The 15,945-nt window shown below is 39.2% G+C and carries 17 protein-coding genes and 1 pseudogene; 6 read left to right on the top strand and 12 right to left on the bottom strand.

Going from position 1 to position 15,945, the window contains the following annotated elements:
- Positions 1-140: 140 nt before the first annotated feature.
- Positions 141-260 (top strand): DUF4023 domain-containing protein, encoded by a 120-nt coding sequence (locus AC0C45_RS14720; protein ID WP_013057809.1) that lies wholly within the window; start codon positions 141-143, stop codon positions 258-260.
- A 172-nt stretch (positions 261-432) separates the two neighbouring features.
- Positions 433-1,473, top strand: a pseudogene (locus tag AC0C45_RS14715) (alkene reductase); the annotation flags it as partial.
- A gap of 28 nt (positions 1,474-1,501) precedes the next feature.
- Here AC0C45_RS14715 and AC0C45_RS14710 read toward each other — a convergent pair.
- From AC0C45_RS14710 to AC0C45_RS14695, 4 genes are all read right to left on the bottom strand, one after another.
- Positions 1,502-2,224, bottom strand: a complete 723-nt coding sequence (locus tag AC0C45_RS14710; protein WP_034650680.1) for a GDSL-type esterase/lipase family protein — start codon at positions 2,222-2,224, stop codon at positions 1,502-1,504.
- Positions 2,225-2,469: 245 nt separating this feature from the next.
- On the bottom strand, positions 2,470-5,508 hold the full coding sequence (locus AC0C45_RS14705; protein WP_412999090.1) for an efflux RND transporter permease subunit: 3,039 nt from the start codon (positions 5,506-5,508) through the stop codon (positions 2,470-2,472).
- Between the two features lie 120 nt (positions 5,509-5,628).
- Positions 5,629-6,078 carry a DUF6188 family protein gene (locus tag AC0C45_RS14700; protein WP_016764785.1) on the bottom strand — a complete coding sequence of 150 codons (450 nt, stop codon included), beginning with the start codon at positions 6,076-6,078 and terminating at the stop codon, positions 5,629-5,631.
- A 39-nt stretch (positions 6,079-6,117) separates the two neighbouring features.
- Entirely contained in the window at positions 6,118-6,687 is a 570-nt protein-coding gene (locus tag AC0C45_RS14695) for a TetR/AcrR family transcriptional regulator (RefSeq protein WP_016764786.1), read from the bottom strand.
- A gap of 260 nt (positions 6,688-6,947) precedes the next feature.
- Between AC0C45_RS14695 and AC0C45_RS14690 the strand changes: the two genes are divergently transcribed.
- Complete coding sequence (locus AC0C45_RS14690; protein WP_013083888.1) at positions 6,948-7,241, top strand: DUF3817 domain-containing protein; 294 nt, start codon at positions 6,948-6,950, stop codon at positions 7,239-7,241.
- A gap of 47 nt (positions 7,242-7,288) precedes the next feature.
- Here the strand turns inward: AC0C45_RS14690 and AC0C45_RS14685 are convergent, their stop codons facing one another.
- Both AC0C45_RS14685 and hutI read right to left on the bottom strand, forming a co-directional pair.
- Entirely contained in the window at positions 7,289-7,663 is a 375-nt protein-coding gene (locus AC0C45_RS14685; RefSeq protein WP_013083889.1) for a DUF7674 family protein, read from the bottom strand.
- A gap of 76 nt (positions 7,664-7,739) precedes the next feature.
- Positions 7,740-9,017 carry an imidazolonepropionase gene (hutI, locus tag AC0C45_RS14680; protein ID WP_171776983.1) on the bottom strand — a complete coding sequence of 426 codons (1,278 nt, stop codon included), beginning with the start codon at positions 9,015-9,017 and terminating at the stop codon, positions 7,740-7,742.
- A 413-nt stretch (positions 9,018-9,430) separates the two neighbouring features.
- On the opposite strand from hutI, the gene AC0C45_RS14675 reads away from it, so the two are divergent.
- Positions 9,431-9,694 carry a hypothetical protein gene (locus AC0C45_RS14675; protein WP_013057818.1) on the top strand — a complete coding sequence of 88 codons (264 nt, stop codon included), beginning with the start codon at positions 9,431-9,433 and terminating at the stop codon, positions 9,692-9,694.
- A 34-nt stretch (positions 9,695-9,728) separates the two neighbouring features.
- On the opposite strand, the gene AC0C45_RS14670 is transcribed toward AC0C45_RS14675, so the two are convergent.
- The 3 genes from AC0C45_RS14670 to AC0C45_RS14660 form a co-directional block, all read right to left on the bottom strand.
- Positions 9,729-10,556: an LCP family protein gene (locus AC0C45_RS14670; RefSeq protein WP_034650667.1), complete on the bottom strand. Its 828-nt coding sequence runs from the start codon at positions 10,554-10,556 to the stop codon at positions 9,729-9,731.
- Between the two features lie 133 nt (positions 10,557-10,689).
- Positions 10,690-11,232, bottom strand: coding sequence for a GNAT family N-acetyltransferase (locus tag AC0C45_RS14665; RefSeq protein WP_016764789.1), 543 nt, complete (start codon positions 11,230-11,232; stop codon positions 10,690-10,692).
- A 101-nt stretch (positions 11,233-11,333) separates the two neighbouring features.
- Entirely contained in the window at positions 11,334-11,747 is a 414-nt protein-coding gene (locus AC0C45_RS14660; RefSeq protein ID WP_047933177.1) for a hypothetical protein, read from the bottom strand.
- 185 nt (positions 11,748-11,932) lie between these two features.
- Here AC0C45_RS14660 and AC0C45_RS14655 point away from each other — a divergent pair, with 185 nt between their 5' ends.
- Together AC0C45_RS14655 and AC0C45_RS14650 are read left to right on the top strand one after the other, a co-directional pair.
- Entirely contained in the window at positions 11,933-12,712 is a 780-nt protein-coding gene (locus AC0C45_RS14655; RefSeq protein WP_237892536.1) for an undecaprenyl-diphosphate phosphatase, read from the top strand.
- A gap of 1 nt (position 12,713) precedes the next feature.
- Positions 12,714-13,052: a hypothetical protein gene (locus AC0C45_RS14650; RefSeq protein ID WP_013083895.1), complete on the top strand. Its 339-nt coding sequence runs from the start codon at positions 12,714-12,716 to the stop codon at positions 13,050-13,052.
- Positions 13,053-13,081: 29 nt separating this feature from the next.
- Here AC0C45_RS14650 and qoxD read toward each other — a convergent pair whose 3' ends face one another.
- The 3 genes from qoxD to qoxB are packed head-to-tail and all read right to left on the bottom strand — an operon-like array spanning position 13,082 to position 15,945.
- On the bottom strand, positions 13,082-13,390 hold the full coding sequence (qoxD, locus tag AC0C45_RS14645; RefSeq protein ID WP_013057824.1) for a cytochrome aa3 quinol oxidase subunit IV: 309 nt from the start codon (positions 13,388-13,390) through the stop codon (positions 13,082-13,084).
- A gap of 3 nt (positions 13,391-13,393) precedes the next feature.
- A complete protein-coding gene (gene qoxC / locus AC0C45_RS14640) occupies positions 13,394-14,002 on the bottom strand; it encodes a cytochrome aa3 quinol oxidase subunit III (protein WP_013057825.1) in 609 nt (202 codons plus the stop codon).
- Entirely contained in the window at positions 14,002-15,945 is a 1,944-nt protein-coding gene (gene qoxB / locus AC0C45_RS14635; RefSeq protein WP_013083896.1) for a cytochrome aa3 quinol oxidase subunit I, read from the bottom strand. The genes qoxC and qoxB overlap by 1 nt, the downstream gene beginning before the upstream one ends.

Genomic DNA, 15,945 nt, shown 5'->3' with positions numbered 1-15,945 from the left:
TTACAACAGTATACACGATTTTCCTATTAATTTCTATATACCGGTGTATATATGGAGCGGCTTTTAGCGGATTGGCGTCATGTTTTTGAGTGCAATGGGTTATAGTAACAGGGAAAGCTCATAAAGGAGGTTTAGATAATATGGAAAACACAAATGAATTTGTTCAAAAGCTGAACGATAATCAAGAAAAGCAGCGTAAAAATAAGCAGGGGCAAGCTACTGGGCATCCTGAGAAAAAACTTCCTAACAAACAGCATTAATGTTGTAAAAGTTGGCTGTAAAGACAGCCGGCTTTTTTTTTGAACTTTCTTCGGAAGTCGAAATGTTTGGAGATAAAACAAACCCCCTGTTACAATAAACTGAACCCGCTGCAAAACGTTCGCAGCTATACTTTCCTCTTAAGGAGCTGAATATAAAATGAGTAAATTTGAAAAACTATTCCAACCAACAAACATTGAAGCATTTGATTTACACACTCGTACAGCAATGGCACCGATGACAAGATGCTTTGCTGATCCAGAGACAGGCGTAGTCGGTCAAGACGTTGTAGACTATTACCGCCGCCGCGCAAAGGATGGTATTGGCTTAATTATTAGTGAAGGAATTGTTATCAGCGAACGCGCAAAAGGAAATCCTGGCGTTCCGGGTATCTATACCCAAGAACAAATTGATTCATGGAAGCCTGTAACAGAAGCTGTTCATGAAGAAGGCGGCACGATTATCGCTCAAATTTGGCACGTTGGCCGCTTGAGTCATTCCGGGTTAATCAATGGGCATAAGCCTCAGGCCCCTTCCGCTATTGCAGCACAAGGCCAAGTGCCTCGTTTCCGCAAGCCCTATGAAGAGCCTGAAGAAATGTCGAAAGAAGATATTAAAGAAGTTGTAGGACAGTATGCCCAAGCCGCTAAAAATGCCATTGAAGCAGGATTTGACGGCGTTGAAATTCACGGTGCTCACGGCTATTTGATCGATCAGTTTAATTCAGACTGGTCTAATAAACGCACTGATGAATACGGAGGCGGCCTTGCACAGCGATTAACGTTTATGAAAGAAGTGATTTCCGCTGTTATCGACGCCATTGGAAAAGAGCGCATTGTGATTCGCTTCTCTCCTCATAAGCTTGATAAACCAGACTACCGCTGGGATGATACTGAAAAAGCTATTCAAACGTATACAGAAGCATTTAAAGAAACAGGAATTGAGATCATCCATCCGTCTATGCTGGATTTTTATGAAGATGTTCAAAACGGTCAAAATCTTTATGAAATTACGCGTAAGTACTGGGATGGACCGATTATCGGTGTAGGTGACTTAACGCCTGAATCAGCTGAAAAAGCGCTTCAAGCCGGCTGGATCGACGTAGCTGCTATTGGCCGCCCGCTGATTTCAAATCCTGATTATTTACAGCGCATTAAAAACGGTGAGTCTCTTGTCGAATACGATGCTAAAAAACATTTACCAGAGCTTATCTAAAAAAAGCGCTCCTTCCGGAGCGCTTTTTTTACTGGTTTACGTATGCCTGAACCTCTTGTTTCCAAATAGCATAGCCTTGGCCTTTTAAATGAAGACCATCAACCGTGAAATTACTTTTTAACTGATTATGTGTAGATACTTTTGAATACAGATCGATGTAAGAATCGTTGTGTTTCTTAGCCAGACGCTCTAAATAGTTATTTAATGCGATAACATCTTTATTGTCCACTGCGTCGCCGCATTTTTTATTGTTCACGGGCAGTACACTTTGAACGTAGACTTTTGTATTCGGTGATTCTTTATGAATACGTTCAAGAATTTCAGTATAATTGGCTTTGGTTTTTTTTACAGATTTTTGCTCGTTTAAATCGTTAATGCCAATCATTAAGAAAATCTTTTTTGGCTTAGCATCTGTAATACTTTTTAGACGATGCAATACCCCTTCTGTTGTATCATCAGCTACGCCTCGATTGACAATCTGCTTATTATGAAAAAGTTCGCTCCATTCAGAGCGCTGGGTAATGCTATCACCCAGAAATACGATTGACTCTTTAGGAATACTTAATTGCTTAAACAAAGTGGTCCGCTCAATGTAATAAGGATTATCCCTATAGCTTTGCTTAGACGAATCCTTAGATGACAGCGGATTTTTCATTGCGCTGCTGCTTGTGGCATAAAAAGCAAAAACACCTAGGAAAAGGACATTTAAAATAATGGAACTGATAAATACAACTTTCTTTGTTGAACTCACGAAAACGACACTCCTGTACTTTGTATGTTTTTTAGATAACTCTACGGTGATATAGTAAAGCTTCCTGTTAACACTCTTTCCCTCCATACAAGACATTTAATCATTTTTTGTAAATAATGATTTTATATAAAAAAGAAGCGGCGCTCGAAAGCGCCGCTTCTTTTTCTATAATATAAGGGGTTAAAACGTACTTTTATTATAACATATAGTCTATGGTCATATTTTCCTCTATTAGAAAATAGTTCTTATGTCGTTTCTTTTTCCAGCTGCTTTTCTCTTTTCACTTGCTTTGCGAAGAAGAGTTCGTATACCACTGGAATAATAATTAAGGTAAGAAGGGTAGATGACGCAAGCCCTCCGATTACCGTGATAGCTAAGCCTTTTGAAATCAGCGTTCCGCTTGATGTAGTAAGCGCCAGCGGAATTAATGCAGCAATGGTAGCAAATGCCGTCATTAAAATTGGACGCAAGCGCGTTTTCCCAGCTTCAATAAGGGATTCGCGGATCGTCATGCCTTTTTGTTCACGATTTTGGGTAATTCGATCTACAAGCACAATCGCGTTTGTTGTAACAATTCCAATCAGCATTAAGAACCCAATCATTACGCTGACAGACAGCGGTTCTTTTGCAAGGACTAGACCAACTAACGAACCGATTGGCACAAAAATGAGTGACGATAAAATGATAAATGGAATACGCGCTTTTCCAAACGTAACGAGCATCGTTAAATACACAAGACCGATTGCTGTTAAAATAGCTAGACCTAGAGATTGGAAGACTTCCACTGTCTCATCGCTTCCGCCTCCACCGTCCAAGCTCACATCTTTTGGCAAGTCTAACTTTTTCACTTCATCTACAACATCTTTGGTCACAGCTTGAACATCATCGCCTTTAATGTCTGCTTCTACTCGCGCAAATACTCTGCTGTCAAGCTTTTGAATAGAAGTGAACGTATCAATTGTACGAACGTCAGCAATATCTTTTACTAACACAGGTCCTCGTTCTGTAAATACTTGAAGATCTTTAATTTCTTTTACTGAACTAAGGTCTTTATCGTACGAAAGCTGAACCGCTCGTTTTGTATTATCTAATTTTAAGTCTCCGACGGATACCGGTTTGGTTTGGTCGGAGATTGTACCAAGCAGCTGAAATCCAGATACTCCGTACTCTGCGGCTTTATCAGGATCTACTTCTACTACAAGCTGCTTTTGCTTATCTGAGAAGTTATTTGTTACATATTTAAGACGTTTGTCTTTGTTTAAGTGGTTTTCCACTTGCTTAGCTGCCTTTTGCAAGTCATCTAAATTAGAAGAATATAAATCAACGGTTACGTTATTATTTGTAGGAGGCCCTCCTGTTGATGCTTCTTGTACATTAACTGTTGCTTTCGGTGATTCTTCTTTCGTGATGCTTTCCATTTTCTTTTGAACTTTATCAATAAACGTATCAACGTTCACGCCTTCTTTTACGTTCAAGAAATAGCCAACTTGGTTCGAGCGTTTTACACCTGTTGAAAAGTCGCGTGATCCAACTTCCGTAGTCACATCTGAAATTTCATTTTGATCCGCAAACATCTTTTCAATTTTTAAAGATACATCGTTTGTTTTTTCAAGTGATGTAGATGCCGGTAATTGAACGTTGGCCTGAAGCATTTTTTGTTCTTCATTTGGAATAAACGTAAAGCCAAGTGAAGGAACAAGCGCAAATGAGCCAAACAGTAAAATAAAGGATAAAATTAAAATTTTGATTTTATGATTAAGCGACCATGCAATCGCTTTTGCATATCCGCGCTGCAGCTTTCCTTCTTTTTCTTCAGGCGGTACTTTTTTAAATGCAAACTTTGCTAAAATCGGCACGATTGTAATCGCTACAAGAAGAGAAGCTAACAGTGAAAAAACAACTGTTAAGGCAAACGGCAAGAAGAACTCTCCTGTAATTCCTCCTACAAAACCGATTGGCAAGAATACGACAACCGTTGTAATCGTAGACGAGGTGATAGCTTTTAAAATCTCTTTTGTGGACGATTCGACAAGCTCGTTGCTCATGCCTTCTTCTGAACGGCGAACGCGTCTAAAAATATTTTCAATCACAACAATACTGTCATCCACTACGCGCCCAACGGCTACAGCCATTCCGCCTAGTGTCATAATGTTAAGTGAAATATCAAGCTGGTTTAAGAAAATAGCTGATACTAACAGCGATAATGGAATCGATATAATCGCAATGATCGTAGCGCGGAAGTTACGCAAGAAAATCAGCACGGCAAGTGACGCAAATAATGCTCCGAGCAATCCTTCGCGTACTAATGTTTCAACAGACTTTTCAATGCCGTCAGCTGAGTCAAAGCCGATTGCGTAGTCTAACTGATCGTCATATTTTTTCAAAATTTTCATCGTTTCGCTCGCCACTTCAACCGTATTAGCATCTTGTTTTTTTGTGATGGCCATCGACAGTGCATCTTTGCCGTCATAGCGTGTATATTCGCCTTGGTCTGTTACGGCTTCGACTTTGGCAATATCGCCAAGCTTCACAGGCTTTGCTTCAGGATTCATCGTAGATTTCAGCTGGATTTTCTTTAATGCATCGATCGTCGCAACTTTTTCTTCTACTCGCACTGGAATTTGAAGCTCTTTTCCGTTTAATGTTCCTGCTGGGAATGAAACAGCTTTTTGATTAATTTGTTCTTTCATCTCATCAAGCGTTAAGCCAGCTTGAGCTGCTTTTTCTTTATCGACCGTAATTTGTAAAAGGTCCTCTTTCACGCCGCCAACTGAGACGGAGTTAATACCTTGAATTTTATTCAATTCAGGAATTACTTCATCATTTAATACTTTTTCAAGATTTGCATCATCTTTCGCAAACAGTGAAATGTTGAAGATCGGGAATGAACCAAATGAAAAACGGTTTACGTCTACATTTGATGACTCTGGTAAATCTAATTCTTTTATCGACGAGTTAATTTGCTGTTCAACTTTATCTAAATCCGTATTAAACGGGAATTCTAAATTAATAATACCGACGTTTTCGTACGATACGCTTTGTACGCTTTTAACGCCTTCAATTCCTTTCACTTGGTCTTCGATTTTCGACGTGACGCTTTCATTTACGTCATCAGGAGAAGCCCCGGGATACGTTGCTTCAATGGACAGCTGCGGAAATTCGATATTCGGCAGTAAATCAATTTTTAGTTTTGAAAATGAATATAGCCCCGCTAAAATAAGTAAAAATGAAACGATAAACACAGCTACTGCATTTTTCAAACTAAATCTCGTCAAAAAATTCATCTTTTTCCTCCGTTACGTAACTAAGTTATTTGAGAAGCCTTCATCCTTTAATAGCTGCAGACCCGTTTTATTTTTTTAACAATTTTAGAGTACCCGCGGGTCAGTTTTTCGCGAAAAAACTCACCTCCTTTCATGTGCTGATGAACTCTCTATAAAAACTGAAATTTGATGGTCGCATGCTCCCCCTGGCAGCGAGATAAAGGAAAAGCCGTCTTGACCATATAAATCCCAACCTTCGAAAAAAGAGCTGTCGTGAAACATATCTAGCGCATACCCATTAGAAAATGTAATTCGAAGTATACCGATATCTTCATACCACTGTATAGAGATAATGTGCTGGCCAAGCAGCAGTGCTTCGACTTGCTGACGCTGCTCGGCAGAATGTAGCGATTTCCAGTCCGCTTGACCAAGCAAGATGCTGCGTTTGTTTTTTAGTCTCCATGGACATTCTGCCACAAGTCCACCTTTACTAAATCCAAGAGAAAACGGCAGGGTATTGTCTGTGTTAACCTTGGTAACGGTTTGTTCTTGAAAATATGAAAAATTAATTACTGTGCTGCTGGTATTCATCATATCCCTCCATTATCAACCAGTACCGACGAGTCATTTTTAGGTCTCAAAGTAGCAGCCTTCAATGTATAAGTTCACAATGAACTCCGCATAGTTCATGATATCTTCTTCTGTTATATCATCATCGGAAACGATATCCATCCTATACCCATTTAACATGCTGCAAAACGCTTTTGAGTGTAAAAAAGCATTTTTTATTTTCTGCTCTTCAATCAATTTAGCAACAAGCCCGTGATAATCCTCAAAAAATTGATGAAGACGCCCCATCATTTCTGGCATTTGGTGAGGGGCTTGCCAAAAAGAGTCGGGATATTTTTTAGTTTCGTAAAAAAAGAGCAGATGATGCTTCGCAATTGAATACAGCTTTTCATGAAAAGTTTGGCATTCATCCGTTCTTCGCTTTGCATGATACAAAAACTCATCAAACGAACGATTGTTCACAGCGATATAAAGCGACTCTTTAGACGAAAAGTACAAGTAAAGCGTTCCTTTAGATACACCCGCTAGTTTAGCAATATCAATCATTTTTGCTTCATAGTAGCCTTTGGATCCGAACACTTCAAAAGCAGCATCTAAAATTTTCTCTCTCTGCTGTTTTCGGTTTGTCATGGTAAAAAATCCTCTCATACGTTTTCGATACTATACATATAAAATAATTAAAATAACTTGTCAACACGTAGTGTGCTCTTTTATCCCTTGCATCACAAGAGTATGTCAGTTTTTTAAACAAAACACTTCTATAGAGCAAATTAAAGCGTTTTCGACTTTTTTGTGACAGATACAAATGATGCTTGTATATGAAGAGCTCGCTATGGTACATTTTTGTCATTGATACAGAAATTTATTCCGTCGTTACGGGAGGAGAAAACATGGTTCTTACATCACCAATCGGTCGCCTGCGTTTAGTAGGAATTTTAGAAGGAATTTCATTTTTACTGCTGCTTGGCATTGCTATGCCGCTAAAATATGCAGCAGGCATACCAGAAGCTGTATCAGTTGTAGGCGCAGCACACGGTGCACTTTTTGTGCTGTACGCTCTTGCAGTAGTTCATGTAAAATTCGCGCATAAATGGTCAATCGGCCGCTCTTTATTTGCATTTCTTATGTCGGTTATTCCATTTGGTCCTTTTATTTTAGAGAGACAGCTGAAAAAAGAACAGTAAAAGAAAAGAACGTCATGGACATCATGTTTCCATGACGTTCTTTTTCCTTACTGTCCACCACTGTTTTCGCTAAAATGGTCAATCGTTTTCCACCACTTCAGTGAGTGAGGTTTTAATAGCATTCCAATTTCTTCTGGGCTAATTTGCTGATCTATAATCATTTCATGCATTGCTTGAAAGAGTCCCGTTGTAACAGCTTCTTTCACATCAGCTTCACCTTCTATATACAGCTGTTCAATCGCTTCAAATACGTCCGGTTCACGCTGGAGCTGGCCGTTATATTCAAGAGAGATTAAATGACCCGCAACACGGCTTAATTCATGCTGCAGCTCGTCTTTATCGTTGAGGTCCACTTCTTCGCTTGGCTCAAAAGATGGGCAAGCTTCTTTTAGTAATGGAATAACATTTTGTTTTGTAATCATATCTAAATTCCCTGCCTTTGCATGTGTGACGAATTCTCTATTTCTTTACCCTTTTCTCTTTTTCTATAAACTTGTTTTACAAAACTTTTCCGTTTTCTACAACTACTTCTCCTTTTTTCACTACGCAGTCAATATGATTTAAGCCATACTGATATTGAAGGGTTCGATAACTAGGGACATTAAAAATCGCTAAGTCAGCCTGTTTTCCGGCTTCAATACTCCCAATCTTATCTCCTTGATTAATAGCATGAGCTGCGTTAATAGTTGTGGCTACAAGCACTTCTTCAGGACTCATGTTCATATTCATACATGCCAGGTTCATCACAAATTGCTGTGAAGTCGTTGGAGATGAACCAGGATTGCAGTCTGTAGAAAGAGTAACCGGCACTCCTAAATCGATCATTTTTCTAGCATCTGGCCATTTCATTCCAACAAATAAGGAATTCCCCGGTAAAAGTGTCGCTACGATCCGCTTTTCAGCCAGTTTCTTTAATCCTTCATCAGAAGCATACAAAAGATAATCTGCTGATATCGCTCCTACCTCTGCTGCGAGCTCCGCTCCTCGGCAGTATTCAAAGGGGTCGGCATGTATTTTAGGAAGCATGCCATGGCTTTTCCCGGCTTCTAGTATTTCTTGACATTGTTTGAATGAAAAAGCATTTGGAAGACATACAGCATCATTAAATGCTGCAAGCTTATAAGAAGAAATTTGAGGAATCATTTCGTGAATAAGTAAACTGACGTATTTCTGCGTATCTTTTTTATATATAAGAGGTACGACGTGTGCGCCTAAAAAGGTACTTACTACATCAACTGCGTGCGTATCGTTCAGCATTTTAGCGATTTGCAGCTGCTTTAGTTCTGTTTCTAGTTCTAAGCCATACCCGCTTTTCACTTCTATAGTTGTGACTCCGTGAGCTAGAAAAGACGTAAGACGCTCATAGCTCTGCTGATAAATCCGGTACGCATACTCTTCCTGTGTTTGAACGACAGTGGAGTGAATACCTCCACCTTCTTCTAATAAATCCAAGTAAGAAGTTGGCCTTTCAAACCGCCTATAAAATTCTTCTTCACGCGAGCCAGCGTACACAGCGTGTGTATGGGGATCAATCAGACCCGGAGTCACAATTTTATGAGAAGCATCAAGAATCGTTGCGTCATTTCTTTCCCTTTCATATTTTTGTTCTAGCTCTTTTGTTGTACCTACGGTCACAATTTGATCTCCTTCTATCCAGACTGAGCCATTTTCAATCACCGTTAAGTTTCTCATTTCTCTTCCAGCTAAAGGACCTTTATTTTCTTTGGCCGTTACAACTTGCGAAGCATTTTTAATCCATAGCGCTTTTTTTGACATCGTTGAATTCCCCCCTTTTCTAGCGTGTACCACGTTTTGGGGCCTCATGTTTACCGTAAACTCATTTAGATTCACCTACACATTTCGCACCTCTGCCTTCTTTCTTGTAGGTAGAAATTTGAAAAAGCATGTCCATGGTCTGAAAAGCGTGTTTTTAAGTCTTTAAAGCTAGATAACTTATAATTTTTTCAATTATATACGCTTTTAGACCCTTCTTTTCTCCGTTTTATTACTTATTAATTCTCGTTTTATCCAAATATATCCCTATATACTAAATCTTTTATCACATGTATTTTATAAATATCACGGCGATTTCCCCTCAACAGGATAAATAATAGATTTCTAGGAATAGAACGTTTATAATATTCTTTGAAGTTTTACTTTTAGAAAGATTCACTAATGGAGGAAGAAATATGATTGTCAACTATAAAAACCAAGCAACCGGTCATCGCATGAATAACGGCTGGAATCTTTTCTATGCGTCAAACTTAACGATGTGGCGCAAAGATGAAAAGTATTTGCTTTTAGATGAAAACCAAGATGTAGTGATGATCTTTGGCTTTAAAAAAGACGAAATCATTCTAGATAAATTGCAAACGTGGGGCTATACATTTGGTGTCCATCCAGAGAAAAAACAAATTTCCTGCTTGCAGCGTCAAGAAGAAATTGGTGAATAAAAAGAGGGCTGAATTTCTTCAGTCCTCTTTCTTATTAATGGGTTTGTTGAAACATAGCGCTCAGCTGTTTTTTTTCAGATGGTTTGACAACATAATACCATGTACCATCTACCATTTGTCCTTCTCCTTTTACGGTTACCGTTTCGAAATCAGGCCGGCCCTTCTTAATAACGTTATACATCGTAAATGCATCGCTGACATCAATATTCGTTCGAATATGCTTCTTTACAAGCGTGAGGAGACTTGGAATGTTTTTAACCGTTGACATGTTCATTCCTTTATCTAATAGAGCTTCCACTACTTGGCGCTGGCGATTATTTCTACCTAAATCTCCTTTTGGATCTTCGTGTCTCATCCGCACATAGGCAAGAGCTTTTTCGCCGTTCAACGCATTTTCTCCTTCAGGAAAGATAAATGAATCAAACACAAAAGGAAACGGGTTCTTAACGTATACTCCGCCAAGTTCATCTACTACATCTTTAAAGCCTTCCATATTTACTTTCACATAATAATCGACATCGATATCTAAGAAGTTCTCAACCGTGCGCACGGTTAAAGGAATGCCTCCGTATCGATAAGCATGATTAATTTTCTCATCCGGCCCTTTTCCATCAATGTGCACGCGCGTATCTCTAGGGATCGGCATAACTTTTGCTTTATTGTGGCTCGTATCTAAGTTGACCACCATTAATACATCTGAGCGGCCTGTATCTCCTGGCCTTTCATCTACGCCCATAACCAGTACATTAAACGAGTGAGGCTGCTCTTTAGCAGATGTTTCCTGTTGATAGGCAATTCCAAATCCAGCGGTTCCTAAAAGTAAAATACATGCCGCTAAGATCCCTATTTTGTATTTTTTCATTCATACGGTCTCCTTTACACGTCACTTACTCTCTATATGCCTTAATGAATGAAAATTTATACCTTTTTAGAGAAATTTAAGCACACGTCAAAAAAGCCTGCTTGTTGAGAAGCTGGCTTTTCACTAGTAGATTTTAGCTTGATTTTTGATGCACATCACGCTGTGCCCATTCACTTTCTAACATACTCATTTCAATTAAGCTCCAGTACTGTCCATCTACAAGCCGGACATCTCGAAGAAGGCCTTCGCGTGTAAAGCCAATTCGTTCATAGGACTGAATCGCCCGCTCGTTAAAATCAAAGACGCCGAGCGAAATTCGGTGAAGACCCAGTTCTTCAAAACCGAAAGCTAACACTTTTTCAAACATGTGCGAGCAAAGCCCTTTTCCTCTATACTCTTCACCAAGCAGCACTCGGCCAATTCTTCCTGTTTTATGATAATAATCAATATGAGCAAGAGAAATATGCCCAATAAGCTGTTCATTTTCATCTATGACGGAAAAAGCATAGGTAGAAGCACCATCTTCATTTGCATATCGAATGTAGTGTTTTAACTGTCTAGGAGTAAGCGGAAAAGAAAAGCTAGAGCCGCTCCATTGCACCATAAATGACTCGGAGGGAATCCAATCCATTAGCTGTTTAAAGTCTTTTTTGGAGAACGGTCGTAGAGCTATCACATAATTCTCCCCCTTATTATTTCTGACTTTTCTAAATATATTACATTTATCATAATAAACTGTCAACTGTCTATGTAAAAAAAAGCCATCATTTCGATGACTTATAGCTGTAATGCTTTTCTGAGAAGAGTTAAATCATGAGTGAATTCAAAAAAATAGGTTCTATTTTCATTGTCAAATACCATCATGATTGGCTTTTGGTTCGGCTCAAGAACAAAAATAACTTCACTTGCCAGCGTGTTGACCGCACTATTTTCAATTTTTACGGCTGGATCAAGAGGTACTTTAACAAGATAGCCTTTTTTAGGAAGCGGACTTGCCTTTTTATATAAACCAGTAATGGACGCAATACTTTTTTCAGCTTCTTTTTGAACATTTGGAGGTTTGAGCGTTGAACGAACGACTCTGCCCGTTTCAATTTGAAATATCTCTACTTTTGGCTGTTCAGCATTTACTGCCTGCGGAAAAATAAAAGCAGCGAATACGACGCATACAGCCACCCATTTTCGTATCATTTTTAGCACCTCTTTCCATTCATTGTGGATGAGATGGAGATAAGAATGGTCGTCTCTTCTTATACTATGACCTATTTTTATGTATTTATTTCACTAAATGAATGCCTACACTTCCATGTTTTTGTCATGTTCTCAGAACTTCCTCTATACACTACTAATAAGGACACGCTGTATGAGGTGATAAGATGTCGTGGTTTGAAGCATTTATTTTGGGAATCATTCAAGGGCTTACAGAGTTTTTACCGATAAGCAGCACGGGGCATTTGTATTTAGGGCGCCACTTATTTGGCTTAGACGATGCAGGATTGTATCTAGATACGATGCTGCATATGGGCACTCTGCTTGCTGTATTTGTCTTTTATAAGGGTGAGCTATGGCATATTATTCGTCATCCCTTTAGCAAGCTTACAGGGCTTTTAGTGATGGGAACGATCCCTGCAGTTGCGATTGGTCTTTTGTTCAAAGACTATTTTGACAGTATTTCTAAATCTGGCTTAACGATCGGCTGGGAATTTCTTGCGACAGGACTGCTGTTATGGTTTGGTGATTCCGTAAAAAATGGCTATAAAAAAATGGATCATATTTCATACGGAGATGCCTTTTTTATCGGCTCGTTTCAAGCAGCTGCGATATTCCCTGCTGTATCTCGATCTGGTTTAACCATGGTAGCTGCGTTAATGCGAAAATTAGACCGTGAAACAGCCGCTTACTTTTCATTTTTATTGTCGACTCCCGCCATTTGCGGAGCGGTGTTACTTCAGTTAAAAGATGTAGTCACAGGTGAAGTCGAGCAGCTTTCCGTTTTCTTTTTATTCGTTGCCACCTTTTCATCTGCTTTATTTGGTTATGTAGCGGTAAAATGGATGATCAATTATTTAAAGCATCATTCATTAAAAACGTTTGCAATTTACGTTTGGATATTAGGTGCAGTCGTGCTGATTTGTCAGTTTACGGGGGTGTTTTAAGATGAAGATGAAAGTCCGGACGCTTTTTCTAGTATTGTTTTTTGCCGGCATTTTAGTCGTGACAAGCTATGTTGATAACAATTCCCAGCAGTCGTTTAACAGTCTATCTCACCTTTCACTTGATGGAGGAGCTGTTGAAACCTCTGCAGATGAAGACGAGGCGGAACAATTAAACATGTCGGTCAAAGAAGTTCATGTTAAAACAGAAAAAAGAGGCGGATACCGAATTGAAGTGTACGAACAAGTAAATGTTTATAGAGATGATAAAGGAAAAGTAGTAAAAAAAGTTCCCACGGGAGAATATCAAACGTTGAAATATAAACTGAATGAAAAAAAATAAACCACTTACCGAAGTAAGTGGTTTTATTTTTAATGGTTAAAGTGAGCTGCAAGAATCCACAGTGTACCAACAACGATACAAAGTGCAATAAAGAAACTGTAAAGAATATTTGCAACCTGTACTTTACCATTTTCACTTTCAGTCATGTGCATGAACATTACTAGCTGCATTGCTGCTTGTAATAACGCTAGGATCATGATAAGAGTCATCGTAATGCTTCTTGATAGATCAGCTAGCACTACTAAACCAAGCGCTGCGAATGTTAAGGCTAGTGAAAGGATAAGCCCAAATACATGACTAAGCGGAAAACCTGCTTTTTGGCCTTGTTTATTTTCCATGTCTTATCCCACCAATCCGTTCAAGTATACAAGCGTGAAGATGAAGATCCATACAACATCAAGGAAATGCCAGTATAAACCGATAATAAATACTTTACGAGCAGTAACTGGTGTTAATCCTCGTCTTACTAATTGAATAATAATACTGATTGCCCAGAATACACCGACTGTTACGTGAAGACCGTGCGTTCCAAGTAGTGTAAAGAACCCTGATAAGAAGGCACTTGTTTGCATTGTTGCACCTTCGTGAACTGCGTACATGTAAAACTCACGAATTTCGTAGAAAAGGAATCCTCCACCAAGAACAAGCGTAATCACGAACCAAACTAAAAGTCCTTTTAAATCATTATTACGCATTTTAAAGATGGCAATTCCCATCGTGAAACTACTGAATAGTAGTAACAGCGTTTCGATCATAAAATCTTTAACAACGAACAGTTCTTCTGCAGTAGGGCCACCCGCTGTACGCGTATGGTACGTTAAGTACGTTACGAACAGCGTAGAGAACAACGCGATCTCGGCACCTAAGAAAATCCAGAATCCAAGGATATTCAGGCGACTTTGTTCTTCTTGGTATTCTAACGGCAATGATTTATCTAAATGTCCTGCCATTATTTGTCACCCCCTGTAATTCCTTCAACCTTCTTGATTTCATCTACTTTTACATAGAAGCCCGGATCATAATCAAATGAACGAGCAAGCATACAAGCAAAAATACCTGCTAATCCAACAATTGCCATTGGAATCCATTCAAACACTAAGCCAAATCCACCGATAAACCAGAAAATACCTGAGATAAACGGCACACCAGAGTTGCTTGGTAAGTGAATTGGTTTTAAGTCTTCTGCTTTAATTTCTGTTTCATTACGTTTTTTCATGTGCCAGAATGCATCCATTTCTTTCACATGAGGAATTACTGCAAAGTTGTAAGCTTGAACTGGTGATTTAGTCCACCACTCAAGTGTACGACCATCCCAAGGATCGTTTGCAGTGTCGCGTTTGTTTTTCCATGCACTGTATAATAAGTTAACTACTAATACGAAGAAGCCAAGACCCATTAAGAATGCACCAATTGTTGAAACTAAGTTTAATCCGTTCCAGCCAAGGTTGTCTGCATAAGTTTGCATACGACGAGTCATACCGTCTAAACCTAGGAAGAATTGTGGGAAGAAACATACGTTAAATCCAACAACAAAAATCCAGAATGAAATTTTTCCTAATTTTTCGTTCAACGTGTGACCGAAAATCTTTGGATACCAGAAGTATAAACCTGCGAAACAGCCAAACACTGTACCAGAGATTAATACATAGTGGAAGTGAGCGATTAGGAAGTAACTGTTATGATATTGATAATCGGCTGATGCCATCGCAAGCATAACCCCTGTTACCCCACCGATTACGAAGTTTGGAATAAACGCTAATGACCAAAGCATCGCAGTCGTAAATTTGATACGGCCTTTATACATTGTAAAGAGCCAGTTAAAGATTTTAACTCCAGTTGGTACGGCGATTAACATCGTTGTAATTGAGAAGAACGAGTTAACTGACGGTGAGTTACCCATTGTAAAGAAGTGATGCACCCATACAAGGTAACTTAAGAATGCGATACCGACCATTGATACAACCATTGCTTTATAACCGAATAAGTTCTTACGAGAATGTGTACTGATAACTTCTGAGAAGACACCGAATACCGGTAAAATAACGATATATACTTCAGGGTGACCCCAAATCCAGAATAAGTTAGCCCACATCATTGGAAGACCGCCATTAGCCATTGTAAAGAAGGCTGTTCCGAATACACGGTCAAGTGTCATAAGTGCAAGCGCTACTGTTAATACAGGGAACGCGAAAATAATAATAATTGATGTGATGAAGATTGACCAAGTAAACATTGGCATTTTCATCATTGTCATGCCAGGGGCACGCATTTTTAAGATTGTTACAAAGAAGTTGATACCAGTCATTAATGTACCAGCACCAGCAATCTGTAGTGAAACGGCATAGAAGTTATTTCCGATACCTTCACTGAATTCTTTACCTGCAAGCGGGAAGTAACTTGTCCAACCTGCATCAGGAGCTCCTCCGATTACGAAAGAAAGGTTAAATAGCATTGCTCCCATAAAGAATGTCCAGAAACTAATTGCGTTTAGGAACGGATATGCTACGTCACGCGCACCAATTTGTAATGGAACGATTACGTTCATTAGTCCGATAATAAATGGCATTGCCATGAATAAGATCATGATAACACCGTGAGCCGTGAAGACTCCGTTGTAGTGATGTTCATCTAAAATATTCATACCCGGGAATGCAAGCTGCATACGCATCATGATTCCATCGATTCCGCCGCGGAAAAGCATTAATACAGCTGAAAGGATGTACATGACACCGAGTCTTTTATGGTCAACTGTTGTTAACCATTCTGTCCATAACCATTTCCATTTCTTGAAATATGTTAAGACAAAAACGATACCGATGACCGTCATAGCGATTGCTGCGTCAGCAGCGTAAATCATAGGTTCGCCAGTGACGAAAAATTCATCTAGCTTCAT

The sequence above is a fragment of the Priestia sp. VA7 genome, from assembly GCF_055710015.1.
This window is presented reverse-complemented; position numbering and strand designations above follow the sequence as displayed.